Source organism: Pseudomonas sp. MEJ108 (genome assembly GCF_030208985.1).
In the GTDB taxonomy this organism is placed as follows: domain Bacteria; phylum Pseudomonadota; class Gammaproteobacteria; order Pseudomonadales; family Pseudomonadaceae; genus Aquipseudomonas; species Aquipseudomonas fragariae.
In genome coordinates this window covers 86,842-113,624 of the sequence record NZ_JARVSW010000021.1, presented here as the reverse complement: position 1 = coordinate 113,624, position 26,783 = coordinate 86,842, and the positions used below count along the sequence as shown (strand labels likewise).

Here is a 26,783-nt window from a genome sequence, read left to right as displayed (position 1 = left end):
TGCCGTACGCTCAAGCATGGGGGCTTTTGTAGGAGCGAACTTGTTCGCGAAGGCGTCGTTTTGAACGCCGAATCTTCTGCGGCTATACGGCCCCTTTCGCGAACAAGCGAAGCGTCGCCCGGTTCGCTCCTACATTTTTGCCGTACGCTCGAGTATGGAGGGCTCTTGTGGGAGCAAACACGTTCGCGCCTACTCCAGTGGAACCAGCCGTTCACGGCTGTTGCTCAGATGCGTCCACATCGCCGCGCGCGCGGCATCCGGGTCCTTGCGGCGAATAGCGCTGAGCAATGCCTCGTGTTCCAGGTTGGCCAGGTAGCCCTGATGCGCAAGGTTGTTACCTGCCCGCTCGCTCGATGCAATGCGGCTGCGCGGAATGACCGCACTGCCCAGGTGTTGCATGATCTCCAGAAAATACGGGTTGCCGGTGGCTTCGGCGATCAGCATGTGAAAGCGCTTGTCAGCCTCGACGCAGCTGTCGTCGTTGGCCAGCAGGTCCTGATAATCATCCAGCGCCTGACGCATGGCCGCCAGTTGCTCATCGGTACGGCGCACAGCCGCCAGCGCCACGGCCTGGGTTTCCAGGCCGATGCGCAGTTCGATGATATCGCGCACTCTGGAAACGGTCTCGACCTTGAGGCGCAGCCCCGTCTGATCACTGCGCTCGAGCACGAAGGTGCCGATGCCGTGATGGGTCACCACCAGCCCGGACGCCTGCAATTTGGAAATCGCTTCACGTACCACGGTACGGCTAACGCCGTGCTCGCGGACGATCTGGTTCTCGGACGGCAGCTTCTGACCGGGTGCGATCTTGCCGAGCAGGATGCGCTGGCTCAGTTCGGTGACCAGATCGGTGGCCAGGTTGTGCTGACGGCGTTTGGGCGCTGTGCTGGCAGGCTCTTGCATGGTGAATGAATCCTGACTTGTCTGTTTATGCTGCCGTATCACGGCCATGGCAGCGCGAATACCGGACTGAGAGCGGCCGGAAGCCGGGTTTGACAGCCCGGCGCAGTTGTCTTACTTGTATTACAAGTCTTTCCCGGATGTCAAAGCTCCTGTTTCCACCCACCCTGCCTCCCATCGGCCATTGCGTTCAAGTCACCGGTCAGGTCCAGCTGATGTACACAAGCAAAAACCTCAGCATTTACTGGTCAAAACTTTAAATTAACGCCGTCACACAGGCTCGACACACCCGCACAACGGCAAATGCCTCGAGGTTGATAATCTTGCAGATCATCACCGCCAAGGGATTGCACAACGGCTTTTTACTTGTATGATGACCGACAATGCGAGGGACACACTTCGCACATACCCGCATAAAAACAACGAGTGGGAGATTCAACTGTGAGCACATCCAATTCCAGGATGGCCGACGGCACAGGTTCGGTTCTGAATTCAGCCGTATCGAAGGTCAAACGTCACGTCCTGCCGCTTTTCGTCATCATGTTCATCGTCAACTACATCGACCGGGTCAACATCGGCTTCGTGCGTTCGCACATGGAGCATGACCTGGGTATCGGCGCTGCTGCCTATGGCCTGGGTGCCGGACTGTTTTTCATCGGCTATGCCCTCTTCGAAGTCCCTTCCAACATCCTGTTGCAGAAAGTCGGCGCACGTATCTGGCTGACGCGGATCATGCTGACCTGGGGCATCGTTGCGGCCTGCATGGCCTTTATCCAGACCGAAACCCACTTCTACATTTTGCGGTTTCTGCTCGGCGTGGCCGAGGCCGGTTTCTTTCCAGGCGTGATCTACTACTTCACCCGCTGGCTTCCCGGCGTCGAGCGTGGCAAGGCGATTGCCATCTTCCTCAGCGGTTCGGCCATCGCCTCGTTGATCTCGGGCCCGTTGTCCGGCCTGCTGCTGCAAATCACCGGTTTCGGCCTGAAGGGCTGGCAGTGGATGTACTTCATCGAAGGCATGTTCTCGGTCGGCCTGTGCTTCTTCGTCTGGTTCTGGCTGGACTCAAAGCCGCACGATGCCAAGTGGCTGACCCGCGAAGAACAGAATGCACTGGTCAACGCCATCGATGCCGAGCAGGCTGCCCGTGAAGCGGCGACGCCGGTCAAGGCGTCCATCGGCAAGCTGCTCAAAGACGGTCAGATCATTCTGTTCTGCCTGATCTACTTCTTCATCCAGCTGACGATTTACGCAGCGACGTTCTGGCTGCCGAGCATCATCCGCAAGATGGGCAGCCTGACTGACTTCGAAGTCGGCATGTTCAACTCGATTCCGTGGCTGCTGTCGATCATCGGCATGTACGTGTTCGCCTCGCTGTCCGCCAAGTGGAAACGCCAGCAAGCCTGGGTAGCCATTGCCCTGCTGATTGCCGCTGCCGGAATGTTCATGTCGACCACCGGCAGCCCGATCTTCGCTTTCGTTGCCATCTGCTTTGCCGCACTGGGTTTCAAGTCGGCTTCTTCGCTGTTCTGGCCGATCCCGCAGGCCTATCTGGACGCGCGGATCGCCGCTGCGGTCATCGCGCTGATCAATTCGGTGGGCAACCTCGGCGGCTTCGTGGCACCGACCACCTTCGGCCTGCTGGAAGAACACACCGGCTCGATCCAGGGCGGACTGTACGGCCTGACAGCCACTTCGATCATCGCCGCGATCATCGTTTTCGCCGCGCGCAATACCCCCAAGCCTGGTGCGACGCCGGTCGCCGCCATTCAGACCCCGGCGACCCACTGATGCACGTGCGCAGCCGCTTTTTCATCGGTCATATTTTCAAGGCCTTACGTTTAAAGGACCCGTCATGAACATTCAGCAATCCAATATCACCAGCAAGGCCCCCGTCATTACCGAGATGCAGGTTGTGCCCGTAGCGGGCCATGACGACATGCTGCTCAACCTGAGCGGTGCACACGGCCCCTACTTCACCCGCAACGTGGTCATTCTCAAGGACAATGCCGGGCATGTCGGTGTGGGCGAAGTGCCTGGCGGCGAGCTGATTCGCCAGACGCTGGAAGACGCGCGATCGCTGGTCGTCGGCAGCAGCATTGGCACCTACCAGAAAATCCTCAACCAGGCACGCAAGGCGTTTGCCGATCGGGACTCCGGTGGCCGTGGCTTGCAGACGTTCGACCTGCGCATTGCCATTCATGCGGTCACCGCGCTGGAAGCGGCGCTCCTCGACCTGCTCGGCCAGCATCTGGAAGTACCGGTTGCGGCATTGCTGGGCGAAGGTCAGCAACGCGATCAGGTTGAAATGCTCGGTTACCTGTTTTATGTCGGCGACCAGCGCAAGACCGATCTGGCCTACCGCAGCGAACCCGAGGCCGATAATGACTGGTTCCGTATCCGCCATGAAGAAGCACTGACGCCGCAGGCCGTGGTGCGCCTGGCCGAAGCTGCACATCAGCGTTACGGCTTTCAGGACTTCAAGCTCAAGGGCGGCGTGTTGAGCGGCGACCAGGAAATCGAAGCGGTGACGGCGCTCGCCGAACGCTTCCCCGACGCGCGCATTACGCTGGACCCGAACGGCGCCTGGTCGCTCAAGGAAGCGATCCGCCTGTGCCGCGATCAGCATCATGTGCTGGCCTACGCCGAAGACCCGTGCGGCGCGGAAAACGGTTATTCCGGTCGTGAAGTGATGGCCGAGTTCCGCCGCGCTACCGGCCTCAAGACGGCCACCAACATGATCGCCACCGACTGGCGGGAAATGGGTCACGCCATTCAGTTGCAGTCGGTGGACATTCCACTGGCCGACCCGCATTTCTGGACCATGCAGGGCTCGGTACGGGTGGCGCAGATGTGCAACGAGTGGGGCCTGACCTGGGGCTCGCACTCCAACAACCATTTTGATATTTCCCTGGCGATGTTCACCCACGTGGCCGCTGCAGCGCCGGGCACTATCACGGCGATCGATACCCACTGGATCTGGCAGGACGGACAGCGTCTGACCAAGGCGCCGCTGCAAATCGTCGGTGGCAAGGTCGAGGTCCCGAACAAACCGGGGCTCGGTGTCGAGCTGGACATGGACCAGCTGGCCAAGGCTCATGAACTGTACAAAGGCATGGGCCTGGGCGCTCGCAATGACGCAGTGGCCATGCAGTTTCTGATCCCGGACTGGACATTCAACAACAAGCAGCCTTGCCTGGTGCGTTGAATCGGTCCGACATTCGCCGTTGACTCGCCGCCTGTTCAACCTCTGGCTGGCACACGGCGCGCAACCCCCTTGCGCGCCGTTTTTTTTAATCGAATTAGGCTTCCAGAAGCGGCATGCTAATGTCCCGTACTGTCCAGTGACGATTAGACCGCATGCGCCACCTCGCCCGCACCCGCCCTCGCCTTACCCTTGCCGCTCTGGTCGGCCTGACCGCAGGCATCGCCTGGTCCTGGCTCATCCCTCACTCGACACTGACCCAGAGCCTGCTGACTGGCTGGGACACGGGAGTATGGCTTTATCTGATCATGATTTTCATCCGCACGTTGCGCAGCGACGCTGAGGATGTGCGGCGAGTCGCCATGAGGGAAGACGAAAACGCAGGCGTCATTCTGGTCACGGTCTGCGTTGCGGCACTGGCCAGTCTGGCCGCCATCATTTTTGAAATCGCCGGCAGCAAAGGCCTTTCCAACGACGCCAGAATGCTTCACCACGCCTTCACCGGCCTGACAGTCATCGGTTCCTGGCTGATGATCGGCGTGATCTTCAGCCTGCATTACGCACGCATGTTCTACACCTGGAAAGGCAAGGAGCCCGCACTGGCGTTTGTGGGCGGTGAAAAGAACCCCGATTACTGGGACTTTCTGTACTTTTCGTTCACCATCAGCGTCGCGGTGCAAACCTCCGACGTCGGCGTAGCGACGCGCGAAATGCGCAAGGTCGTGCTCGGCCAGTCGTTGATCTGCTTTGTGTTCAACACCGCGATTCTAGGCTTTTCGATCAATATCGCCGCCAGCCTGTTCAATTAGCGTTTGCCTTGAAAAACAATCCCATCAAGAGGCCTTCAGACAATGACCCCATTGAAAATCGCGGTACTCGATGACTGGCAAAACGTCGCCAGCACTGTAGTGGACTGGTCCGTGCTCGGCTCAATGGGCGAGATCAGTTTTCTGCATGACTACCCTGCCGATACATCGACCATGGCGCGGCGCCTGCGAGACTTCGACATCATTTGCGTGATGCGCGAGCGAACCCTGTTCGATGCGACATTGCTCAGCCAGCTGCCGGCGCTGAAACTGCTGGTCACCGGCGGCATGCGCAATGCGGCGATTGATACCGCTGCGGCCAAGCGTCAGGGCATTGTCGTGTGTGGAACAGAAAGCTATAAGCATGCGGCACCGGAGCTGACCTGGGCGCTGATCATGGGCATCACCCGCAATCTGGTGGCCGAGGCCAACGCGTTGCGTGCCGGCAATTGGCAGGTCGGGCTGGGCAGCGATCTGCATGGCAAAACCCTGGGTATTCTCGGCCTGGGCAGTATCGGTAAGTGGATTGCCCGCTACGGGCAGGCATTCGGCATGAAGGTCATTGCCTGGAGCCAGAACCTGACACCAGAGGCTGCTGCCGAGTCCGGCGTCACTTATGTCAGCAAACAGCAATTGTTCGAACAGGCCGATGTGCTGTCGGTGCACCTGGTGCTCAGCGATCGCAGCCGCGGCCTGGTGGATACAGAAGCACTGAACTGGATGAAGCCGGGCGCTTATCTGATCAACTCGTCACGCGGCCCGATCATCGATCAGGCCGCGCTGATCGAAACATTGCAACAGCGCAGAATCGCCGGCGCAGCGCTGGACGTCTTCGACCTCGAACCGCTGCCGGCCGACCACCCGTTCCGCACCCTGGACAACGTGCTGGCGACCCCGCACATCGGGTACGTCACCGAGAACAACTACCGGACTTTCTACGGGCAGATGATCGAAGACATCCAGGCGTGGCATGCGGGGTCGCCCATTCGGGTGTTTGGCTGACGGGCCCTGCAACATCAGCCTGTAACCTATGGATGCCACGCTGCTCCTGGGCGTTGCGTATCAGCCGCTTTAAAGCCTGATCAAGGGCCGCGCTGTCGGCCCTCGCTTCCAGGCCAGTAAACGACCAGTGCTTCGGACAGAAAAAGGCCATAACCGAATTAACCGGCCAGACTTTTGCTGCACGGGAAATGAGTTCTATACGAACCTGCTCGTCCAGTGGACAATGTCCGGGATATAGTTGCACGCTGAGCCCGAGCATCAATAAACAACAGAAACATGGAAACAGTCGCACAATCGCTCAATTAAGTTTCCGACATGTTTATATGAACACTGTCATTCCATAAGTTATCGCCTGCCTCGAGATTCATTCTCCTGCTTCATCAGGCGCAGCCATTTTTCGCACAGACTACTGAGACACCCGATGAATATCCGCTCAGCCAGGCCACATGACAGCCTCATGGCAGCTAACGAGAAACCTGTCACGGCAGACAGGACCCCACAGCCGGCGAGCGCTGGCACGACGGCTGCAACTTCGGATACGCAGACGAAACTCGATACCTACACCCCCTCCGACAGGCGCTCCGCTGAAGCAGCGGAAACGTCGCCGGTCTATACCAAGGCCATGCTCAATGACGTGGCCACTGTCAAAGACAACACGACCTCTGCCGAGCCAGATACAAAAGTCCAAGACAAAGACAAGGTTTCCGCTTCCGAGCCCGTCAAAACCGCCGAGCCCGTCTTGCGCGGGGGAGCCAACGTCAATCCTGATGATATCGCCACACCTGCCGCTGCCACGAAGATGATTCAGGACCTGAAAGCGATTGGAGGCGGAACCTTGCGCTTTCAGATGACGCACGATCAGATCAAGGACAGCAGGCAGTTGGATAAGCTCAGAGCATTGCTCAGTGAAGGGGGCAAACAGGGTGTAAAAGTTCAGTTCACGTTCCGCGACGATGCGAACCAGGGTAGCGGAAACGTGCTGACGGGGGACAAATTGAAGGAGGCCGCGGCCGACATCAGTACCATTGTCAAAAGGTTTGGCAGTCGTACAGGCTTTGTACTGGATACCTTCCATCAGGGCGGTAAAAGCGCAAGTCAGGAATGGGCTGACATGCAGACCACGTTAATTAAATCCGCACGCGATGCCGGTTATAAAGGAAGTATTATTGTCGAGGACAGCAATTGGGGAGGTGGCCTGACCGCAGGTCCGCAAAGCGGCCTGGTCAAGTTTGCTGTTCAATTAAAAGCTGCCAATGGCGACGACAACCCTGCCCTGATTGGCAGTTTTCATGTGTACGCCAGAGAAAGCGAAGCCTCTTCGCGACTCGCCAGCCAGATCAAGGCATTGAAAGAGGCTGGCTATAAATTCCAGATTGGCGAAGTGGGTAATGCCAACCTGACAGCAAACAATACCTTCCAGCAAAAGGACGCCGCCACCAACGCCTTGCGGGATAATATGAGCGCTCTCAAAGCCGCCGGAGCGGATATTTTGCCCGGCAAGGAACAGTTCCAAGGGGGCAAACTTCGCCATCGTGCCGGTTTTTCAACGGCCGATCAGTACTGATGATGCACGGCCGCGTGTGCGCAAGGGCCGGTGCCCATGACACACGCTGCTGAACCTGCCCTTGAAAGGGTCAAGCTTTCTCCATCAGAACCCGATACCGGCACACGGCATCACAACGTATAGGCAATCCCCACCTGCACTGTCCGTGGAGCCCCCGGATAGGCATAGACATTGCCGAAAGAGCCTTCCTCATAGTCTGTGTCGAACACATTCTTCAGGTCCAGATTGAGCTTCACGTGCGGGTTGACCTTGTAATAGGCCAACAGGTCAAACACTGTATAGCTGTCCATCGAGAAAGAGGTGTTGGCTGTCCGCCCGGCGCGCTGGTCGACATAGCGACCGCCGCCGCCCAGGCCCAGACCACGCAGGGCGCCGTCCTGAAACTCGTAGACGTTGAGCAGGCTGAACGTTTGCTCGGGAATGTTCATCAACCGTGTACCGGAGCGTAGCGTGTTGTCCTTGGTGACCTCGGCGTCCACGTAGGCGTAGCTGCCCATTACCCGCCATTGCGGAGTCAGGTTGCCGACCACGTTCAGGTCCAGGCCGCGACTGCGCACCTCGCCAGCCGCCACACTGAACGTTGAATCGAGCGGATCGGTGGTCAGCACGTTACGCTTTTCGATCTGATAGATCGCCGTGTCGACACTCAGCTGCCCGTCCAGCGCTTCCCACTTCGTTCCGACTTCATAGGACTTGCCCTCCTCCGGCTTGAACCCGCCACCCAATCGGCTGGCACCGCTGTTGGGCTTGAACGAGCGAGCGGTGGTGGCGTAGACGGCAAGGTCGTCGGTCAGGTCGTAGCTCAGGCCGAGGCGCGGTGTGACCGCGTTATCGCTGGCAGTCCAGCTGCTGGTGCCGGGCAGGAAAGAATCGTAATCATGTTCGAAACGCTCCAGACGCACACCGCCCAGCAGCTTCAGGCGCTCGGTCAGGGCCACCTGGTCCTGTACGAAGGCAGCCCAGGTCTTGAGGTTTTCCTTGTCATGGGTGGTCGTTCGGGTCAGTGCCGGACGAGCCTGGCCGTAGACCGGATTGAAGAGGTCGATCGGGTAGGCAGCTACTGCACCGCTGGAACGTTGAATGATCGACTTGTAGTCATAATCTTCGTACTCGACACCGGTCAGCAGCGTGTGCTCGAAACCGCCCGCTGAAAAATGCCCGGTCAGATTCAGCTGCACATCGCGATCGGTCCATTCCAGCTTGCGATAGTTGAAGTTGCGCCCGAGCGTGCGACCGTCCGCCGCCAGCCCGTTGGCCTCGATGGCATCGCCCTGCAGGGAGCCGTCAAGGATCTGTAAGCCACCGCCCAGCGTCCAGTCCGGGTTGAGGTCATGCTCGAAGCGCAGCTGTGCCATGTTGTTATCGTTATGCAGCTTGCCCACACTCTTCTCGCCGAAGAACGTGTCGCGGGAAGCGGTGCCCGTCTGGTTGGCATACCGCGTCAAACCGCGATCCAGCGGCGCGTTGTTGCGCATGAAGTCGCCTTCGAAGGTGATGCGCGTGGCGTCGTTGACCTGCCAGCTCAATACTGGCGCCACGCCATAGCGCTCGGTTTCGACGTGGTCACGGAACGTATCGCCGCCCTCACCCACCACATTCAGGCGATAGGCAAACCGGCCTTCGTCATCCAGTGGCCCGGAGGCATCCAGCGTTCCGCGCTTCATGCCCTGATCATTGAGCTGACTGCCCAGCGTCACGGAAGGCTCGGCCAGCGGCTGTTTGGAAAGCACATTGAAGGTGCCGCCCGGATCGCCGCGACCATAGAGCGTGGTGGCCGGACCACGCAGCACCTCAAGACGCTCGATGGTGTTGGCGTCCGGCATGTTCGGATAACCACGATTGATCGGGAAGCCGTTGCGATAGAACTCGCCGGTGGTAAAGCCGCGCACCGTAAAGGTGGTCAGCCCCTGGCCGCCGAAGTTGTTGGCTCGCCCGACGCCACCCGCGTAGTCGAGAGCATCCTGCAAACGTGTGGAACCGATGTCCTCGACCGCTTCGCGGGTCACGACGCTGACCGATTGCGGGGTTTCGTGCAACGAGGTATCGGTACGCGTTGCGCTGGCGGAGCGTGTGGCCCGATAACCATCGACCGGCCCTTGTGCCGTTTCGGCATTGGCGGCGCCCTGGATATCGATATTCTGCAGCTCCATGGCAGGCTGGACGCCAGGCACCTGATCGGCCCAGGCAGTTTGAGAGATAGCCTGGATAACGCAAAGTGAAACGAGAGTACGACGCATCGACATACAGCCCTTGGCAAGAAACCAGGCCTCTTGGGACCTGGCAGGATTTTTTTGCGAATAGTACAGATTCGTATTAACGCCTGATACAAATTCCCAAAAAGTACTCTTGCCAAGGCCAGGAATGCCGCTTAGCCAACGTGGCGATAAACAGGCAAACTGAGCTCATTACTCCTTACCAGAGAATCCACGATGCCCCTTTCCCACAAGCCTGCCGATCCTCGTTGCGCCTTGCTGGTGATCGACATGCAGTACGACTTCATGCCCGGCGGGCAACTGGCGGTGGCTGACGGCGATGCGCTGCTGCCGTTGATCAATCGCCTGGGTGCGCGCTTTTCCCAAGTGGTCATCACGCAGGACTGGCACCCTGCCGGGCACATTTCCTTTGCTTCCAGCCATGCGCAGCGCCTGCCGTTCGAGAGCATCACCCTGCCCTACGGTCCGCAGACGCTGTGGCCGGATCATTGCGTACAAGGCAGTCACGGTGCGCAGTTGCATGCCGACCTCGACCTGCCTCACGCGCAACTGGTCCTGCGCAAGGGCTGCAATGCGCATATCGACAGTTATTCGGCATTTCTGGAGGCAGACCGTACAACCCGCACAGGGCTGGCCGGGTACCTGACCGAGCGCGGCATCGATACGCTGTTCGTGGTCGGGCTGGCGCTGGACTTCTGTGTCGCCTGGTCGGCGCAGGATGCACGCAGTGCCGGTTTCAACACTTTTGTGGTGGAAGACGCCTGTCGCGCCATCGACATGAACGGCTCGCTCGAGCACGCCTGGAAGACCATGCTGGGCATGGGTATCGAACGCGTTCAGAGCGCCGATCTGCTGGGCTAGACCGACACATTCTGCCAACTGGCTCAAACAATTCTCGATACGCCCCGCCGCTGGCGAACGACAGCGCGCGGCGCCTGTCTGAACCATCGGCCCGACATTGCCCCGGTCGGTCCATTTCATCACTGGCGCTGAGGACGTTGTATGGACCACGAAGTAGATGGCAAGACCCCCGGCCTGTCAGCCGAGGAAGAGCGCGAGATCGATGAGAACCAGCCGCCCCGCGCGGCGGTGTTGCACGAAACCATTCGCATGCAGGGCGACCACGAACTGGAGCGCAGCGTAGCCGCGCTGTGGTGGTCGGCATTGGCTGCAGGACTGACCATGGGCCTGTCGCTGATGGCGATGGGTTTGCTGAACTCGCGCCTCGAAGGCATCCCCGGCAGTCATGTGATCAGCAGCCTCGGCTATTCGGCAGGGTTTCTGGCGGTGATCCTGGCGCGTCAGCAATTGTTCACGGAAAACACCATCACAGCTGTGCTGCCGGTCATGAGCAAGCTGAACCTGGCCAACATCGGGCGGCTGCTGCGCTTGTGGGGTGTGGTTCTGACCGGCAACCTGGTCGGCACACTGCTGGTTGCCTATGTCATGCTCAACCTGCCGATTTTCGATACCAGCACCGACAAGGCGTTTCTGGAAATTGGCCACAAGGTCATGGAAAACGACATGGCCCAGATGTTTTCCAAGGGCATCGTCTCGGGCTGGATGATTGCGACCATGGTCTGGATGATCGCGTCGATGGAAAACGCCAAGATAGCGATCATTGTGCTGATCACCTACCTGATGGCGCTCGGCGACTTCACGCACATCGTGGTGGGTTCGGCCGAAGTATCCTATCTTGTATTCGCAGGTGAGCTGGGCTGGAAGGATTTCTGGTTCGCTTTTGCAGGCCCCACCCTGGCAGGCAACATTATCGGTGGCAGTTTTATTTTCGCCTTGATCAGCCATGCGCAGATCCGCAGTGAAAAAGACACCACAGAGAAAATGGAGCGCGACCGCAAAAACAAGGAAGAAAAACGTCGCCTGGAGAAAGCGCAAAAGCTCAAGGAAGCGGATTCCACGGCAAAGCGAGAAATATGATCCCTATCATTAAACTTTCTTTCAGGAAACGCGGCGGGTTTTAAAGGCAGAATGACTCTTTGAACGCATCTATTCAGGCAGGGACCATGACCCGAATTCTGGCAATCGAAGATGATGCCATCACTGCAAAGGAAATCGTGACCGAACTCAGCAGCCACGGACTGGAAGTGGACTGGGTCGACAATGGCCGTGACGGCCTGGCGCGTGCAGTGAGTGGCGATTATGACCTTATTACCCTGGACCGCATGTTGCCGGAGATGGATGGTCTGACCATCGTCACCCACTTGCGTGCCCAGGGCATTTCCACGCCGATCCTGATGATCAGCGCCCTTTCCGACGTGGACGAGCGCGTTCGCGGCCTGCGTGCCGGAGGGGACGACTATCTGCCCAAGCCCTTCGCGTCGGATGAGATGGCTGCGCGCGTCGAGGTGTTATTGCGACGCAGTAACCCGGTCAGTGCCGCCAAGACGGTATTGCAGGTTGCCGACCTGGAACTGAACCTGATCACCCGGGAAGCGTGTCGCGGCGGCGAGCCGCTGACCCTGCTGCCCACCGAATTCAAGCTGCTTGAGTTTCTGATGCGCAACAGCGGACAGATCATCACCCGAATGATGATTTTTCAGGAAGTCTGGGGCTACCACTTCGATCCGGGCACCAACCTGATCGACGTTCACATCGGCCGTCTGCGCAAGAAGATCGACCAACCCGGTACCGCACAGCTCATTCAGACCGTGCGAGGATCCGGCTATGTCATTGCCGAACCCGTCTGACGGCTGGCGATCATCCACGAGTCGATTACTGGCGCTGTACAGCTCGCTGTTCGTAGCCTGGAGCGTGATTCTGCTTGGCGTCCTGTATTGGGAGGTGACGTCTTATCTGGACACCCTCGCCCGCCAGTCGCTCACCCATCGCCAGCAACTGTTTTCGCGCTTCGAGGGCCAGGGTCTGGTGGACGCTCTGGCCACCAGCATGACCTTCGATACCCGTTCGGTGGATGCCTACGGTCTGTTCGACGAGAACTTCCGCCCGGTTGCCGGGCCTATCACCAGCGTCCCGAAAAACCTGCCTATCGACGGCCAGATTCATGTACTGAACGATTGCATCGAATCGGATGATCCAGGCATGCCGCAAGGCAGTTGCGATGCGATCGTCAATCGCACGTCGGACGGCCGCTGGCTGGTGCTGGTTCGCGAGAACGGCTCGCTGTTTGCGGTGAGCACGCTGATCCTGCATGCCTTGCTGTGGGGCATCTCGCTGACCATTATTCCCGGTGTTGCCGGCTGGCATTTACTGCGCCGCAGGCCGTTGCGGCGTATCCGCGCGATTCAGGCCAGTGCCGAATCGATCATCGCCGGCGACATGGCCGGCCGTCTGCCGGTCTCCAACAGGCGCGATGAACTGGACATGCTGGCGGTGATCGTCAACGCCATGCTCGACCGTATCGAAAAGCTCATGAACGAGGTCAAGGGCGTTTGCGACAATATCGCCCATGACCTGCGCACACCGCTGACCCGCTTGCGTGCGCAGCTTTACCGTATTCAGCAGCAGTCAGCACACGATTCGACCCATGCCACGCAGATTGCCCAGGTCATCAGCGAAGCTGACACGCTGATGGCACGCTTCCGCGGACTGCTACGCATTTCCGAGCTGGAAGACCGCCAGCGGCGCTCGGCATTCGTTGAACTGGAACTGCGTCCGTTGCTGCAGGAGCTACATGATTTCCACCTGCCGCTGGCTGAAGAAGACCAGATCACCCTGATACTCGACCTGCATGAACCGCTACCCACTCTGGTAGGCGACCGCGCTCTGCTGTTCGAAGCACTGACCAACCTGCTGGGCAACGCAATCAAGTTCACCCCGGGCGGCGGAATCGTCAAAGTCAGCGCCTACCCTGCCCCCGGCGGCACCACGCCGTGCATCGAGGTGCAGGATTCCGGGCCTGGCATCCCCGTCGCCGAGCGCGCGGCTGTCTTTCAGCGCTTCTATCGCAGTGAGGCCGGCACCGAGCAAAGCGGCTTCGGCCTCGGCCTCTCCGTAGTGGCCGCAATCGTCAATCTGCACGGTTTTACACTGCAGATAGGCACCAGCGAATACGGCGGCGCAAGTTTGCTGCTGGAATGCCGCACGGTGAATACGCTGGCCTGAGACTCAGGCACTTTCCAAGCCCTTGATTGCACGATCGTGCCTGCTTTTTGACGAGATTAACGCGTCTGGCTCAAGGGTTTCGGCGATTTCGATATTAATCTGGCGCATTCTGCCAAGCGCAAATTCGTAACTAGATGTTTCAGATTCGCACCTGGCTTGACCGTTTCAGCACGCACAAGTTCCCCTCAATAAATGCGCTTTTCAGGCTCCATACGGCGCTTTTCCCCGATTAAAACCTTCTATTGCCAAAACGATGATGGCCAAACGCCAAGGCACAATGTGAACAGCCAGACATTTTTATGACGTCAGTGACTTGTCGCCATGCTGGCACTGCGTTATCTATGTCCGGGCAAGCACAGTTCCTGCGGTAACGTTTCCGCTGCACCCAGAATAATAACTCACCGGATTTCGCCACTTACCAGGCGAGGCTTTGGCATGGCTGCCGAAGCAGAGAACGCTGCACTAATTGCTGGATCAAATTTTAGCTGGGAGGCTGTTATGGGCGCACAATCGAAGATTCTAACAATCGGTAAGTACAAGGTTTACGCCGAGACTTACTGGAAAGGCAGCGACGCCAAGACCATTCTGCTGGTCAACGGTGCACTGTCGACCACGGGCTCTTTCGGGCAGACGGTCAAGTACTTGCAACCGCACTACAACCTGGTGCTGTTCGACCTGCCGTTTTCGGGGCAATCCCGAGCGCACAACCCGGACGACATGATTGTCAGCAAGGAAGACGAAGTAAACATTCTCCTGCAACTGATTGATCTCTATCAGGTAAACCACCTGTTGTCGGTCTCCTGGGGCGGTGTATCGGCCCTGCTGGCGCTCTCCGAATGTCCTCCGTCCGTGGAGAAGGCCATCATCAGCTCGTTCTCGCCGGTCCTCAACGAGGCCATGCTCGACTATATCGACAACGCCCAGGTCTACCTCGCCGCACGTGAAAAACGCAAGATCGGCTCACTGCTCAACGACACCGTGGGCAAGTACCTGCCACGCCTGTTCAAACTCTATAACTACAAGCACCTGATCAGTCTTGCCGAGCACGAATATCGCCAGATCGACTTTCATATCAGCCAGATTCGCCAACTAAGCGCCAGTAACTACGTCGAGCGTTTCTCCTCGATCAACATTCCGGTGCTGTTCATCAACGGTGAAAAAGATGAATACACCACCGTTGAAGATGCGCGCATGTTTTCCAACTACATCGCCAAAAGCAGTTTCAACGTCGTTCCGGACACCGGGCATTTTCTGGACCTGGAAAGCAAGGCGGCGTGGCACCACTCGCAAAGAAACGTACTGACATTTCTGGGCACTGAAGCTACCCAGGAGGTTTGGCCCAGCGTCACCGCGATGGCCTGAAGCACTCGCCTGCGCCCGGGAAGCCCTTGCGCTTTTCCGGCGTGACGCTGTGATTCATGGGTGTTGGCTTTCTTTGATCGGGCAGTGCTATTCGTTGATGACTTTTTCCTTTGCAAAGCTCCTGCGTTCGTGCTGCCGTGTTTCCGGAAATATCCGGCCGTTGCACTCCCTGTACGCCCAGCCCCATGTGGTACTGGGTTTCATCTCGCTACTGTCACTCAGCGCCTGTTCTGCAGGAAAACCCGCAGAAAAGGCGCTGGTGCGAGTCAGCGCGCAACCGGTTGCCTTACTGAACGTTGCCAGCAGTGTGACGCTGACGGGCGATATCCAGGCTCGCAAGGTGACCGAGCAATCGTTTCGTGTCTCCGGCAAGCTGATCAAGCGCTACGTGGATGTCGGGGATCGAGTGCGGGTCGGACAGGTGCTGGCCAGACTCGACGCACGCGAGCAAAACACCGAGCTGGCGTCAGCCCGTACCGAAGTCGCGGTACGACAGTCGCGGCTGCACCTCGCCGAACAGAACTACCAGCGGCAGCAAGTGCTGCTGCCCAAGGGTTTTACCAACCTCAGTGAATACCAGAAGGCCCGCTCCGGCCTCGACAGTGCGCGGGGGGATCTCGCCGCGCTGCAGGCGCAGCAGGCCAATGCGCGTGACCAGGTCGGTTATACCGGGCTGTTCGCAGCAGCCGATGGCATCGTGACGGCGCGGTATGCCGAAGAAGGTCAGGTGGTTCAGGCCGCCACTGCGATTTTCAGCGTCGCCCACGATGGCGAGCGCGAAGCGGTATTTTCCGCGTATGAATCACTGCTGCGAGCCGATCAGAAAGGTGCCGCAGTGACTGTCAGCCCCTTGGGCCAGCCAGGGACTCAGTTGACCGGCATCATCAGGGAAATCACCCCTATCGTCTCCGCTGCAAATGGCACGTTGCGAGTGCGCGTTGCTCTGCAGGGCGCCGCTGCGTCGCTCGCGCTGGGCTCCGTGGTCAGCGCTCGCTTGCAGACGCAGTCGCAATCGGCGTTCGCCCTGCCCTGGTCCGCCTTGAGCCGCACACAAGGACAACCGGCAGTCTGGCGGGTGGACGCCCAGGCCAGGGTCAGGCTGACGCCTGTCAAAGTGCTGCGTTACGAACAGGGTCAGGTCATCGTTTCAGAAGGGCTGTCCGAAGGTGATCGGGTGGTGTCCCGGGGGCTGCAGTTTCTCTACCCGGGGCAACGGGTAGAGGTCGCAGGGCAAGCGCAAGCCGAACAAAGCGTCTCGCTGGCGTCATCGGGAGCTGCGCAATGAGCACCTCGTACGCAGAAACACGAACCAGATCCCGCTGCTGGCTGATCTGCATTCTGATCGTGGCTCTGCCGGGCTGCCGCGACAAACCGCTTCGCGAGGTTGTCGAACGCCCGGTACTGTTCACCGAAATAGTCGATCAGCGCAGCGCCTCTCATGGCCGCTTCGCCGGCGTCATTCAGCCGCAGTATGAAGTGGCATTGGGGTTTCGCGTCGCAGGGCGACTGGCAAGCCGGCATGCGGAGATCGGTGATCGGGTGCGCAAGGGCGATCTGCTCGCCACGCTGGAACCCGGCGACCAGCAACACCGTTTGCGTGCCCGCCAGGCAGAACTCGGCAAAGCCCAATCCGCCTGGCAACAGGCACGCGATGAATTGACGCGCTACCAGCAACTCTATGAGCGCGGTATCGGCTCGCGAGCGCGAATGGATCAGCTGGACAACGACCTGCGCACTCAGGACGCGCTGCGCAATCAGGCCCGCGTCGCGGTGCAGCAAGCCGGTGATCATGTGTCCTACACACATTTGTCAGCCGAGTTCGATGGCCTGATCACAGGATGGCAAGCCGAAGTCGGCCAGGTCATGGCGACCGGTCAGGCAGTGGTCAGTCTTGCGCGCCCGGACAGCCGTGAAGCGGTCGTCGACTTGCCACTCGGTTCGCTGGATGAACGCCACCGCATCAGAGTGATTTCGCAAATCAACGAACAGCTTTCAGTGGCCGCGGACGTCCGCCAGCTTGCGCCGCAAATCAATGCCGAGACCCGCACTCAGCGCGTCCGCCTGGCCTTGCAGAACCCTGCGGACAGCTTTCGCCTGGGCTCGACCGTCACGGTAGAGATCAGTGGCGACGCGCCGGCGTTTCATGAGCTGCCCGGCAGCGCAGTGCTGCAGCGTGACGGCACGTATCAGGTGTGGGTGATCGACCCAACGACATCGACACTGGTCCCGCGCGCGGTGCAGGTACTGGCGCGATCAGGCTCGACGGTAAGGGTCAGCGGCGCGCTGCACGAGGGCGAAAAAGTAGTGACTGCCGGCGTCAACGGCATGCAGTCCGGACAGAAGATCCGCCTGCAGCGAGAGGTCAGTTTGTGAAGGAGCGCTTCAATCTGTCGGCCTGGGGGCTCAGGCATCGCACGCTGGTCTGGTACATGATGTTCGTTTCACTGCTGATGGGCAGCTGGTCATTCCTGAATCTGGGCCGTGAGGAAGACCCTTCATTCGCCATCAAGACCATGGTCATTCAGGCGCGCTGGCCGGGTGCGACGCTGCCCGACACCCTGCAGCAGTTGACTGATCGGCTGGAAAAGAAGCTCGAAGAAATCGACGCGCTGGATTACGTGAAAAGCTACACGCTGGCTGGCGAATCGACGCTTTTTGTCTTCCTCAAAAGCGAAACCCGCAGCGCCGACATCCCTGCGGCCTGGTATCAGGTGCGCAAGAAGATCAGCGATGTGCGCGCCGAACTGCCCAGCGGCATTCAGGGCCCGGCGTTCAACGACGAGTTTGGCGATGTGTTCGGCAGCATCTATGCGTTCACCGCCGATGGCCTGTCTTTCCGCCAGTTGCGAGATTATGTCGAGCAAGTACGCGCGGATATTCGCAGCGTGCCCAACCTGGGCAAGATCGAATTGCTAGGCGCCCAGCGCGAAGTCATTTATCTGCATTTCTCGATCCGCAAGCTCGCGGCGCTGGGCATCGATCAGCGCCAGGTGCTGCAAAGCCTGCAAGCGCAAAACTCGGTCACGCCGGCCGGCGTGATGGAGGCAGGTCCCGAACGCATTGCCGTGCGGGCCAGCGGACAGTTCAGTAATGAACAGGACCTTGAGGCGGTCAATCTGCGCTTCGGCGACCGGTTCTTTCGCCTCAGCGATCTGGCGACCATCGAGCGCCGTTATGCCGATCCGCCCTCCTCACTGTTCCGCTTCAACGGCCAGCCAGCCATCGGCCTTGCGGTGGCCATGAAGCAAGGTGGCAACATCCAGGCATTCGGCACCCAGTTGCAGCAGCGCATCGACGATCTGACCACCGAGCTGCCGCTGGGCATCGACGTGCACCTGGTCTCAAGCCAGGCCGATGTGGTCGAAAAAGCCATCGGCGGGTTCACCCACGCACTCTTTGAAGCGATCCTGATTGTGCTGGTCGTCAGCTTCATCAGCCTAGGCATTCGTGCCGGTCTGGTGGTGGCCTGTTCGATTCCGCTGGTGCTGGCGCTGGTCTTCGTGTTCATGGAGTACAGCGGCATCACCATGCAACGTATCTCGCTGGGCGCGCTGATCATCGCCCTGGGGCTGTTGGTGGATGACGCGATGATCACCGTCGAGATGATAGTCACTCGCCTTGAACGCGGCGATTCGTTACCGCAGGCCGCCACCTTCGCGTACACCTCGACCGCGTTCCCGATGCTGACCGGCACATTGGTGACCGTCGCCGGTTTCGTGCCCATCGGCCTGAACTCCAGTTCCGCAGGCGAATACGTGTTCACCATGTTCGCCGTCATTGCTGTGGCGTTGCTGCTGTCCTGGCTGGTGGCGGTACTGTTCGCGCCCCTGATTGGCGTGCACATCCTCAAGGCCTCGGCGCAACATGCCGCGCCGGGGCGCTGGATGCGTGGTTTCAGCCGCCTGCTGGTCAAGGCACTCGAGCACCGCGGGTGGGTGATCGGCATCACGTTGCTGATGTTCATCGGGTCGCTGTTTGCAGGCAGGTTGCTGCAGAACCAGTTCTTCCCGGACTCCGACCGGCCGGAAATTCTGGTGGATATTTACATGCCGCAAAATGGCTCCATCGAAGGTACGCGCCAGACCATGGACCGCTTTGAAGCAACGCTCCAAGAAGATGCCGATGTAGTGCGCTGGAGCTCTTACGTGGGCAAGGGCGCAGTGCGTTTCTATCTGCCGCTGGATCAGCAATTGAGCAACCCGTTCTACGGGCAACTGGTGATCGTCAGCCAGGGTGGCGAAGCGCGTGACCGGCTGATCGAGCGCTTGCGTCAGCGCTTTCGTGACGATTACGTCGGTGTGGGTGGCTATGTTCAGCCGCTGAACATGGGGCCGCCGGTGGGCTGGCCGGTGCAATACCGGGTCAGCGGACCGGACATCGAGCAGGTGCGCAGCCAGGCCATGGCGCTGGCGGCGATTCTCGATGCCAACCCCAATATCGGCCAGGTCATCTATGACTGGAACGAACCGGGCAAGGTGCTGAAGATCGACATCGCGCAGGACAAGGTGCGCCAGTTCGGTCTGTCCTCCGAGGACGTGGCGCAAATCCTCAACAGCCTGGTCAGCGGCACCACCATCACTCAGGTGCGTGACAGCACCTATCTGATCGACCTGGTCGGACGCGCAGACAGCGACGAACGCAGCTCGGTGCAGACCCTCGCCAATCTGCAGATCCCCACACCCGGCGGTGCGAGCGTGCCGCTGCTGGCGTTCGCCACGCTCAGTTACGAGCAGGAACAGCCACTGGTCTGGCGCCGCGACAGGCTGCCGACCATCACCCTGAAAGCCAACGTGCTCGGCACCTTGCAGCCGGCAGCGCTGGTCAGGCAATTGAAGCCCGACGTCGATGCCTTCAGCGCCCGCCTGCCGTTGCGCTACTCGGTCGCCACCGGCGGCGCCGTCGAGGCCAGCGCGCGCTCACAGGGTCCGATCCTGAAGGTTGTGCCGTTGATGCTGCTGTTGGTGATCAGCTTTTTGATGATCCAGTTGCACAGCGTGAAAAAACTGCTGCTGGTGGTCAGCGTGGTGCCGCTGGGCCTGATCGGCGTGGTCGCAGCCTTGTTGATTTCCGGCTATCCGCTGGGGTTCGTGGCGATTCTGGGCGTGCTGGCGCTGATCGGTATCATCATCCGCAACTCGGTGATTCTGGTCACGCAGATCGATGAATTCATTGCCGCCGGGGAAAGCGCCTGGACATCGGTGGTCAAGGCCACCGAACATCGCTGCCGACCGATTATGCTCACCGCAGCGGCCGCGAGCCTGGGCATGATCCCGATTGCCCGCGAGGTGTTCTGGGGGCCGATGGCCATTGCGATGATCGGCGGCATCGCCATCGCCACCCTACTGACCCTGTTTTTCCTCCCGGCGCTGTATATGGTCAGCTATCGGATCAAGCCACCTGCTGTTTAGCCGCTCAGATTTCCACCGGCAGGAAATCGAACAGTGCCTGCGGAGCCTCGACCAACATAATGCGCTTGAGCGGGTCCGGGCAGTCGAGCGCGCGGAACTGCTCGACCACATCGGTGTAGCTGACCACGTGCTCATGCTGGGTGTGTGGCCAGTCGCTGCCCCATACCAGCCGGCGCGGACCAAAGCTTTGCAGCAGCAACGGCAATGCCGCGCGAGCGAACGCCGCGTTCTGCTCGACACTGCCGCCCAGACGGTAGATTGCCGAAACCTTCATCCACAACTGCCCGCTCAGGCCCAACTCCAGCAAGGCCTGGAACGCCGGATCAGCAACACCAGGACGCGCATCGGGCCGCCCGAAATGGTCAATCACCAGCTTGCAACCGAACGGCAGCAACTGCCGAATCAGCCCTGGCAGATCAGCGACCTCGCGGTGCAGTTCGACATGCCAGCCGAGCGTCCAGATATGTTTGAACAGCGTTTTCCATTCCGGCGCGGCGAAGTCCGGCAGCGGCTTGCCGATCAGGTTCAAGCGAATGCCGACGATGCCCAGCCCGGCCATACGCTGCAACACACCGCGACTGATGTCCGTGTCGACCACCGCCACGCCGCGCAACCGGTCCGGAGCCTGCGCCAGGGCGTCGAGCAGAAACCGGTTGTCAGTGCCCAGAAAACTGGGCTGGACCAACACGCCGTGGCTCAGGCCATGTTCGCTCAGATTGGCCAGATAGGCGTGCACCGTCGCGTCGTAGTCCGGACTGTAACGTCGTCCTGACGCCAGACTCAAATCCTTGCTGAAGACATGTGCGTGGGCATCGATGCCCAGCATTGGTGTGGTACAGGAATCAATCATGGGTCCGTCTACAAGAAGTCAACGCGGCGCCGCAACGCCGCGGATGAGAGGATTTTCAAGCCTGCTGCGCTGCGCCCTTGTCCAGTGGTTCGGCAACCGGCGGCGTGGCCTCGAGGTTGCGCCCACGGGTTTCCGGCAGACAGAACGCAGCAATCATCGCCACGCCATAGGCAATGCCGGCGTCGATTCCGATGGCGCTGCCGAGCGACATTGATTGGCTCATATGCCCCACCAGAAACGGGAACACTGCCGACAGCACACGCCCGAAGTTGTAGCAGAAGCCCACCCCGGCACCCCGCACCTCTGCCGGGTACAGCTCGTTGAAAAACGAGCCGAGGCTGGCCGGAATGCCTGCGGCAAAGAAGCCCAGCGGAAAGCCGAGAAACAGCATCTGTGTGTTGCTCAACGGCAGCATCAGGTAGCACTGCACGGTGACCACGCAGCACAAGGCGAACAGCATGATGTTCTTGCGTCGACCAATACGGTCGATCAACAGGCCGCTGCACACGCAACCGCACCAGAAGGCAACGATAATGACCGCCAGATAGCCGCCGGAACTGAGCACGGACAGGTTGCGCTCGGTTTTGAGGAAGGTCGGCAACCAGGTCATGACCGCGTGATAACCGCCGTGCGCACCGAGCCCCAGCAAGCCACCGAGCAAGGTAACGCGCAGCAGCTCGGGGCGAAAAATCCCGGCCATCGATCTGAAGAAACTGCCCTTCGGCGCAGCGCTTTTCTGCATGCGCTGGAAACTGTCCGGCTCTTCGACGTTGCGTCGCACCCAGATGATCATCAGGGCAGGCAACAGGCCGACAAAGAACATCACCCGCCAGGCGATATCCTCCGGCACAAATGAATAAATCAGGGTAAACAGCACCACCGCCAGCCCCCAACCCACGGCCCAGGCACTTTGCACAGTGGCCATGACTTTGCCGCGGTAGCGGGACTGGATCGTCTCGGCCATCAACACCGCGCCTGCCGCCCACTCGCCACCGATGCCAAAGCCCTGCAGTGCCTTGACGATCAGCAATTGGTTGAAACCGGTCACGAACGCAGACAAAAAGGTAAACAAGGAAAACCACAGGATCATCCACTGCAGCGTGCGCACCCGGCCGTAGCGGTCGGACAGCGTCCCGCCCACCCAACCACCCAACGCTGAGGTCACCAGCGTTACCGCACTGATCAGGCCGGCATCGCCCTTGGTCAGGGCAAAGGCAGCAATCAGGGCCGGAATGGCCAGACCGAACATCTGCACTTCCAGCGCGTCCAGCGACCAGCCGCCAAAACAGGCCCAGAAGGTCTTGCGCTCTTTGGAAGTGACATCGCGATACCAGCTGAACATGGCTTTTATCCTTATGGGCGTTGAACAGCTTGGGCAGGCTGCAGCGCTGTCAGCGAATTTCCACGCTGTAGCGGAAATGACTGGCGTGCCCTCGCGAACGACGCCATTCCAGAGGTTCACCGGCGTAATTGAGCGCCAGGCGTTCGATGACCACCACCGCGCTGCCGGCCGGAATCTGCAGCAGCCGGCCGTACACATCGTTGACCGTCTCGGCCGTCAGGCTTTCTTGCGCACAGGCGACCACCTGACCGCAGACATCTTCGTAGATCGGATAAAGCAACGGTCCCTGCGTACCGAGGTCCAGCTCCAGCAATGCCTGAAACCGCGCACGTGGCAGCCAGATTTCTTCGGCCAGCACAGGCTGGCCATCCAGTAGCCGCAAGCGGACCATACGAATCACCGGTGCACCGGCGGCGAGCCCCAGCGCCTGAGCGACCGACGAAGGCGCGACCACAGGCTCGACGGACAAAATCCGGCTTTCCGGCACCCGGCGTTCACCCGCTTCGGTTTGAAAACGGAAAAAACGAAACAGCGAAGACTGAAACTGCGCACGACGAATGAACGTGCCACGCCCCTGCTGACGCTCCAGAATGTTGTCACTGACCAGCAGATCAATGGCCTTGCGCACCGTGCCGGTGGACAGGCAATACTCGGCAGACAAAGCCGCTTCGGTAGGAATCGCCTCACCCGGACGCCAGCGATTATTGGCAATCTGTTGCGCCAGGCTGTCGCGCAGGCGCTGATAAAGCGGTAGACGTTCGTCGCTGGAAAGCTTGTTCATTATTTTATTCATCCAGTCATCTATATGAATTTCTGAAAAGAGTATTCATCCGTGGCAAGCGAAGGTCAATAGTTCGCGAGCGTGCGTGACTATACCGACACATCGCTGCGCTTCGCTGATCATCATTCCCGGAAATATCCTGTATCAACTCGCCGCACCTACTTAATGGCCGACAAAACCGTTAGCCTGCGCTGCATCGATCAAAAACCGTCTGACAGACACGCTTTCACGTCTGGCAGTCCCTGCTCAAGCGAGACTTTCATGCCCCACTCGTCCCAATCCCCGCACAACGCTATGACCATGACCCCGGCCATGGTCATGCTGTTCGCCTTCTGCTGCGGCGCGATTGTCGCCAACATCTACTACGCACAGCCGATCATCGAGCTGATTGCGCCGGACATCGGGCTGTCGAGCACGGCGGCCAGTCTGATTGTCTCGTTGACGCAGATCGGTTACGCCCTGGGTTTGTTCTTTCTGGTGCCGCTGGGTGACTTGCTGGAGAACCGCAGGCTGATGCTGGTGACGACTGTCGTCGCGATTCTCAGCCTGCTGGGTGCCGCCTTCGCCGAGCAGCCGAATGTGTTTTTGCTGGTCTCGCTGCTGGTGGGCTTCAGTTCAGTATCGGTGCAGATGCTCATTCCGTTGGCGGCGCATCTGGCTCCGGAGGAGTCGCGTGGGCGGGTCGTTGGCGGGATCATGGGCGGACTGCTGCTGGGGATTCTGCTGGCGCGGCCGATTGCCAGTCTGGTGGCCGACCATTTCGGCTGGCGGGCGGTGTTTGGATCGGCGGCCGTGGTGATGATCGGCATCAGCGTGGTACTGGCGACCACCATGCCAAAACGCCTCCCGGATCATCGCGCGTCCTACGGCCAGTTGCTGTTCTCGCTGTGGACTCTCCTTCGTACCCAGCCGGTGCTGCGTCAGCGTGCCTTTTATCAGGCGTGCATGTTCGCAACCTTCAGCCTGTTCTGGACCGCCGTCCCGCTGGAGCTGTCACGCAATCATGGGCTGTCGCAAACGCAGATCGCGATCTTCGCCCTGATCGGCGCGATCGGCGCCATTGCCGCGCCCATCAGCGGCCGACTGGCAGACGCTGGCTACACCCGCATCGCCTCACTGGGCGCGCTGCTGTTCGGCGCGCTGAGCTTTCTTCCCGGCCTGGTTCATCCAGCGTACAGCGTGATTGGCCTGGCCATAACGGGCGTAGTGCTGGATTTCTGCGTGCAGACCAGCATGGTCCTGGGCCAGCGCACGGTCTACGCGCTGGATGCCGCCAGCCGCAGCCGCCTCAACGCGCTGTACATGACCAGTATTTTCATCGGCGGCGCGATTGGCTCGGCAGTCGCCAGCCCACTGTTTGATCACGGTGGCTGGACCTGGGTACTGATCGCCGGCACGGCACTGCCGCTGATTGCACTGCTCGCGCTGCTCAGGGATCGATCCAGGCAGAATGCGTAAACGCTGCACTTTGTAACTGATTTACAGGATAATGCCGCGGCAATGGCATCGGCCATTGCCCTTCTGGCTCTCTCTCGCACCTAAAGGCTCGCGTATCCGACACCTCTGGATCTGCGCGATTGAACACGGATTGTACAGACGCCTCATCCCAAGGCCCCGAATCCGTCGATACTGCTTTTCAAGCGCATCGGCACGCACTTGCGCAACCCGAACAAGGCATAACAGCAATGGACGCAGCACCACGAACAAGCAAGATTTCCGCGATTTTCGCCAAGATATCGCTCGGCATCAGCGGTATGATCGGGGCTATATGGAGCATCTTCACCTACCTTTTCCCGGACCCGGCCGTTCTTGGCCTCAGTATTGACTTCATAAACTGGAAGACACTGGTCATTATCGTCGGCACCGGCATGGTGATAAGCGGGCTGTACATCGCAATCATGGCCAGAAAGCTTCCATCGCCGCTCAAGCTCGGCGTCTGGCTGGCACTGTCACTATTTCTCTGCGCGGTGTTTTTCAAACTGGGCGGCGAATACGCTAAACCTTCGGTCGATTTCGCCCGCGCTCAGACACTGTTCACCGAGAACGAAAGCGCCAACCTGTTCGGCAAGCGCTCCGAGACCGTCGACAACGTAAGTATGGAGTTGCTGGGTTGTGACCAGAACGGCCAGTCGCCTACCTGCATGCTGGAGCTGATCAATAAAAGTGCCGATCGCGACTTCAGGTTTCTCAACCCGATCAGCCTGTTCGAAGAAACCGGCGGTGCGCTGGGGCTTTCGCAACTGCGTGTCGGCGATGCAAAGTTCGATCGCTGGGACAGCTTCCAGTTGATCCGCAACGTGCCTACCCGCGTGACACTGATCTTTGAAGCGACCAAGGGCCGTGTGAAGCAGTCACCTGCCTTGAAGCTGACCTTCCGCGATCGCGAGAACAAGGACAACGTGCTCAAGTTCAACGAGGTCAAGGTCAACTAGTTGACCGAAGATTGAGCGTCGCCCCCTCGGACGACGCACGTATTCACTGGCGGTTTGACTGCTTCAACCAAGCCGCCAGATCCATCACTTCAGCCTCGTTGATGCTGTGCCCCATGCCTTCATAGGCATGTAACTGTGGCGTCAGACCGAGCGTTTTCAACGTCGCCTCGGCTTGCGGTGCACTGGCATAGGCTACCTGGCGATCCTGGGTGCCGTGACCGATGAATACGCTCAGGGCCTTGAGGTCGTCGGAGGTTTTGACCTCGGACTTCACGACCGGCAGCAGCCGTCCGCTCAATGCCGCAAAACCGCCGACCAGTTTTGGCTGTCGCAGGGCAACTTCGTAACTCATCATGGCGCCCTGGCTGAAACCGATCAGGAAGACCTTGCCAGGCTGCGTGTGAAACTTTTCAGTGGCCTTGCCAATGAACGCAGCCAGCTGGGTACCGCTGCTTTTCAGGTCTTCGGTCACACCGTCATAATCCGCGACGCCGGGCTTCTGGGTGAACCACTTGTAGCTGTCAGCACGCAACTCCATCGGCGCCTGTACCGACACATAGTTGTAGTCGGCCGGAAGCTCTTCCTTGAGCCCGAACAGGTCGGCGGCATTGCTGCCGTAGCCGTGGATGAAAATCACCAGCGGCTGGTCAGGCTTGTCGACATTGGTCTGCGCGAGATAATCGAGCGGCAGGTCCGTGTGCAAGGTGTCCTGCGCCTGCGCCATTGCGGTAACGGCAAACAGTAAGGCAGCTAAAAATTTCAGCATCTGTTCATGACCTCTGTTTGACGCCGCCCAAAGGCAGCGTCGTGAGTGGGCGTGGTGGCAGCAATGAACCGG

Annotated in this window: 21 protein-coding genes; 15 read left to right on the top strand and 6 right to left on the bottom strand. The window is 59.5% G+C overall.

Going from position 1 to position 26,783, the window contains the following annotated elements:
• Window positions 1-189: 189 nt before the first annotated feature.
• The gene (locus QRN50_RS12275; protein ID WP_011268232.1) at window positions 190-903 is read right to left on the bottom strand and encodes a FadR/GntR family transcriptional regulator; all 714 of its coding nucleotides are present in this window, start codon (window positions 901-903) and stop codon (window positions 190-192) included.
• Window positions 904-1,362: 459 nt separating this feature from the next.
• Here QRN50_RS12275 and QRN50_RS12270 point away from each other — a divergent pair, with 459 nt between their 5' ends.
• The 5 genes from QRN50_RS12270 to QRN50_RS12250 all read left to right on the top strand — a co-directional run bounded on the left by QRN50_RS12270 (window position 1,363) and on the right by QRN50_RS12250 (window position 7,474).
• A complete protein-coding gene (locus tag QRN50_RS12270; RefSeq protein ID WP_058398466.1) occupies window positions 1,363-2,688 on the top strand; it encodes an MFS transporter in 1,326 nt (441 codons plus the stop codon).
• 64 nt (window positions 2,689-2,752) lie between these two features.
• Window positions 2,753-4,105 (top strand): glucarate dehydratase, encoded by a 1,353-nt coding sequence (gudD, locus tag QRN50_RS12265; protein WP_003404971.1) that lies wholly within the window; start codon window positions 2,753-2,755, stop codon window positions 4,103-4,105.
• Window positions 4,106-4,257: 152 nt separating this feature from the next.
• Window positions 4,258-4,911 carry a DUF1345 domain-containing protein gene (locus QRN50_RS12260; RefSeq protein ID WP_003404973.1) on the top strand — a complete coding sequence of 218 codons (654 nt, stop codon included), beginning with the start codon at window positions 4,258-4,260 and terminating at the stop codon, window positions 4,909-4,911.
• Between the two features lie 42 nt (window positions 4,912-4,953).
• The gene (locus QRN50_RS12255) at window positions 4,954-5,910 is read left to right on the top strand and encodes a D-2-hydroxyacid dehydrogenase family protein (protein WP_024660430.1); all 957 of its coding nucleotides are present in this window, start codon (window positions 4,954-4,956) and stop codon (window positions 5,908-5,910) included.
• 421 nt (window positions 5,911-6,331) lie between these two features.
• Window positions 6,332-7,474: a cellulase family glycosylhydrolase gene (locus QRN50_RS12250; RefSeq protein WP_032620435.1), complete on the top strand. Its 1,143-nt coding sequence runs from the start codon at window positions 6,332-6,334 to the stop codon at window positions 7,472-7,474.
• Between the two features lie 110 nt (window positions 7,475-7,584).
• Here the strand turns inward: QRN50_RS12250 and QRN50_RS12245 are convergent, their stop codons facing one another.
• The gene (locus tag QRN50_RS12245; protein WP_024652436.1) at window positions 7,585-9,711 is read right to left on the bottom strand and encodes a TonB-dependent siderophore receptor; all 2,127 of its coding nucleotides are present in this window, start codon (window positions 9,709-9,711) and stop codon (window positions 7,585-7,587) included.
• A gap of 192 nt (window positions 9,712-9,903) precedes the next feature.
• Here QRN50_RS12245 and pncA point away from each other — a divergent pair, with 192 nt between their 5' ends.
• The 8 genes from pncA (at window position 9,904) to QRN50_RS12205 (ending at window position 20,540) form a co-directional block, all read left to right on the top strand.
• Window positions 9,904-10,548 (top strand): bifunctional nicotinamidase/pyrazinamidase, encoded by a 645-nt coding sequence (gene pncA / locus QRN50_RS12240; protein ID WP_011268238.1) that lies wholly within the window; start codon window positions 9,904-9,906, stop codon window positions 10,546-10,548.
• Between the two features lie 141 nt (window positions 10,549-10,689).
• Window positions 10,690-11,625 (top strand): formate/nitrite transporter family protein, encoded by a 936-nt coding sequence (locus QRN50_RS12235; RefSeq protein WP_003404982.1) that lies wholly within the window; start codon window positions 10,690-10,692, stop codon window positions 11,623-11,625.
• Between the two features lie 86 nt (window positions 11,626-11,711).
• Window positions 11,712-12,395 carry a response regulator transcription factor gene (locus QRN50_RS12230; protein ID WP_003371891.1) on the top strand — a complete coding sequence of 228 codons (684 nt, stop codon included), beginning with the start codon at window positions 11,712-11,714 and terminating at the stop codon, window positions 12,393-12,395.
• On the top strand, window positions 12,373-13,770 hold the full coding sequence (locus QRN50_RS12225; protein ID WP_003404984.1) for a sensor histidine kinase: 1,398 nt from the start codon (window positions 12,373-12,375) through the stop codon (window positions 13,768-13,770). Before QRN50_RS12230 ends, QRN50_RS12225 begins: the two co-directional genes overlap by 23 nt.
• A 435-nt stretch (window positions 13,771-14,205) precedes the next feature.
• The gene (locus QRN50_RS12220) at window positions 14,206-15,132 is read left to right on the top strand and encodes an alpha/beta fold hydrolase (RefSeq protein WP_024639643.1); all 927 of its coding nucleotides are present in this window, start codon (window positions 14,206-14,208) and stop codon (window positions 15,130-15,132) included.
• 97 nt (window positions 15,133-15,229) lie between these two features.
• Window positions 15,230-16,417 (top strand): efflux RND transporter periplasmic adaptor subunit, encoded by a 1,188-nt coding sequence (locus QRN50_RS12215; protein WP_096126777.1) that lies wholly within the window; start codon window positions 15,230-15,232, stop codon window positions 16,415-16,417.
• On the top strand, window positions 16,414-17,505 hold the full coding sequence (locus QRN50_RS12210; protein WP_011268241.1) for an efflux RND transporter periplasmic adaptor subunit: 1,092 nt from the start codon (window positions 16,414-16,416) through the stop codon (window positions 17,503-17,505). The genes QRN50_RS12215 and QRN50_RS12210 overlap by 4 nt, the downstream gene beginning before the upstream one ends.
• Entirely contained in the window at window positions 17,502-20,540 is a 3,039-nt protein-coding gene (locus tag QRN50_RS12205; protein WP_096126778.1) for an efflux RND transporter permease subunit, read from the top strand. Before QRN50_RS12210 ends, QRN50_RS12205 begins: the two co-directional genes overlap by 4 nt.
• A 4-nt stretch (window positions 20,541-20,544) precedes the next feature.
• Here QRN50_RS12205 and QRN50_RS12200 read toward each other — a convergent pair whose 3' ends face one another.
• From QRN50_RS12200 to QRN50_RS12190, 3 genes are read right to left on the bottom strand one after another with little or no spacing between them, the layout of a single operon-like run.
• Complete coding sequence (locus QRN50_RS12200) at window positions 20,545-21,390, bottom strand: amidohydrolase family protein (RefSeq protein WP_096126779.1); 846 nt, start codon at window positions 21,388-21,390, stop codon at window positions 20,545-20,547.
• A 55-nt stretch (window positions 21,391-21,445) separates the two neighbouring features.
• Window positions 21,446-22,732 (bottom strand): MFS transporter, encoded by a 1,287-nt coding sequence (locus QRN50_RS12195; protein ID WP_003404995.1) that lies wholly within the window; start codon window positions 22,730-22,732, stop codon window positions 21,446-21,448.
• A 49-nt stretch (window positions 22,733-22,781) separates the two neighbouring features.
• Window positions 22,782-23,513, bottom strand: a complete 732-nt coding sequence (locus QRN50_RS12190; RefSeq protein ID WP_192873871.1) for a GntR family transcriptional regulator — start codon at window positions 23,511-23,513, stop codon at window positions 22,782-22,784.
• A gap of 261 nt (window positions 23,514-23,774) precedes the next feature.
• Here QRN50_RS12190 and QRN50_RS12185 point away from each other — a divergent pair, with 261 nt between their 5' ends.
• Together QRN50_RS12185 and QRN50_RS12180 are read left to right on the top strand one after the other, a co-directional pair.
• Window positions 23,775-24,971, top strand: a complete 1,197-nt coding sequence (locus tag QRN50_RS12185) for an MFS transporter (protein WP_011268247.1) — start codon at window positions 23,775-23,777, stop codon at window positions 24,969-24,971.
• 227 nt (window positions 24,972-25,198) lie between these two features.
• The gene (locus tag QRN50_RS12180; RefSeq protein WP_003405003.1) at window positions 25,199-25,945 is read left to right on the top strand and encodes a hypothetical protein; all 747 of its coding nucleotides are present in this window, start codon (window positions 25,199-25,201) and stop codon (window positions 25,943-25,945) included.
• 43 nt (window positions 25,946-25,988) lie between these two features.
• Here QRN50_RS12180 and QRN50_RS12175 read toward each other — a convergent pair whose 3' ends face one another.
• Window positions 25,989-26,711, bottom strand: a complete 723-nt coding sequence (locus tag QRN50_RS12175) for an alpha/beta hydrolase (protein WP_096126781.1) — start codon at window positions 26,709-26,711, stop codon at window positions 25,989-25,991.
• Window positions 26,712-26,783 lie beyond the last annotated feature (72 nt).

What these genes read in the sequence shown, in the direction of transcription:
- QRN50_RS12275 (WP_011268232.1), bottom strand. Translation starts at nt 903, where the DNA reads ATGCAAGAGCCTGCCAGCACAGCGCCCAAACGCCGTCAGCACAACCTG.
- QRN50_RS12210 (WP_011268241.1), top strand. Translation starts at nt 16,414, where the DNA reads ATGAGCACCTCGTACGCAGAAACACGAACCAGATCCCGCTGCTGGCTG.
- QRN50_RS12220 (WP_024639643.1), top strand. Translation starts at nt 14,206, where the DNA reads ATGGCTGCCGAAGCAGAGAACGCTGCACTAATTGCTGGATCAAATTTT.
- QRN50_RS12245 (WP_024652436.1), bottom strand. Translation starts at nt 9,711, where the DNA reads ATGCGTCGTACTCTCGTTTCACTTTGCGTTATCCAGGCTATCTCTCAA.
- QRN50_RS12230 (WP_003371891.1), top strand. Translation starts at nt 11,712, where the DNA reads ATGACCCGAATTCTGGCAATCGAAGATGATGCCATCACTGCAAAGGAA.
- QRN50_RS12180 (WP_003405003.1), top strand. Translation starts at nt 25,199, where the DNA reads ATGGACGCAGCACCACGAACAAGCAAGATTTCCGCGATTTTCGCCAAG.
- QRN50_RS12175 (WP_096126781.1), bottom strand. Translation starts at nt 26,711, where the DNA reads ATGCTGAAATTTTTAGCTGCCTTACTGTTTGCCGTTACCGCAATGGCG.
- QRN50_RS12260 (WP_003404973.1), top strand. Translation starts at nt 4,258, where the DNA reads ATGCGCCACCTCGCCCGCACCCGCCCTCGCCTTACCCTTGCCGCTCTG.
- QRN50_RS12200 (WP_096126779.1), bottom strand. Translation starts at nt 21,390, where the DNA reads ATGATTGATTCCTGTACCACACCAATGCTGGGCATCGATGCCCACGCA.
- QRN50_RS12190 (WP_192873871.1), bottom strand. Translation starts at nt 23,513, where the DNA reads ATGAACAAGCTTTCCAGCGACGAACGTCTACCGCTTTATCAGCGCCTG.
- QRN50_RS12225 (WP_003404984.1), top strand. Translation starts at nt 12,373, where the DNA reads ATGTCATTGCCGAACCCGTCTGACGGCTGGCGATCATCCACGAGTCGA.
- QRN50_RS12215 (WP_096126777.1), top strand. Translation starts at nt 15,230, where the DNA reads ATGACTTTTTCCTTTGCAAAGCTCCTGCGTTCGTGCTGCCGTGTTTCC.
- QRN50_RS12185 (WP_011268247.1), top strand. Translation starts at nt 23,775, where the DNA reads ATGCCCCACTCGTCCCAATCCCCGCACAACGCTATGACCATGACCCCG.
- QRN50_RS12255 (WP_024660430.1), top strand. Translation starts at nt 4,954, where the DNA reads ATGACCCCATTGAAAATCGCGGTACTCGATGACTGGCAAAACGTCGCC.
- gudD (WP_003404971.1), top strand. Translation starts at nt 2,753, where the DNA reads ATGAACATTCAGCAATCCAATATCACCAGCAAGGCCCCCGTCATTACC.
- QRN50_RS12235 (WP_003404982.1), top strand. Translation starts at nt 10,690, where the DNA reads ATGGACCACGAAGTAGATGGCAAGACCCCCGGCCTGTCAGCCGAGGAA.
- QRN50_RS12250 (WP_032620435.1), top strand. Translation starts at nt 6,332, where the DNA reads ATGAATATCCGCTCAGCCAGGCCACATGACAGCCTCATGGCAGCTAAC.
- QRN50_RS12270 (WP_058398466.1), top strand. Translation starts at nt 1,363, where the DNA reads ATGGCCGACGGCACAGGTTCGGTTCTGAATTCAGCCGTATCGAAGGTC.
- QRN50_RS12195 (WP_003404995.1), bottom strand. Translation starts at nt 22,732, where the DNA reads ATGTTCAGCTGGTATCGCGATGTCACTTCCAAAGAGCGCAAGACCTTC.
- pncA (WP_011268238.1), top strand. Translation starts at nt 9,904, where the DNA reads ATGCCCCTTTCCCACAAGCCTGCCGATCCTCGTTGCGCCTTGCTGGTG.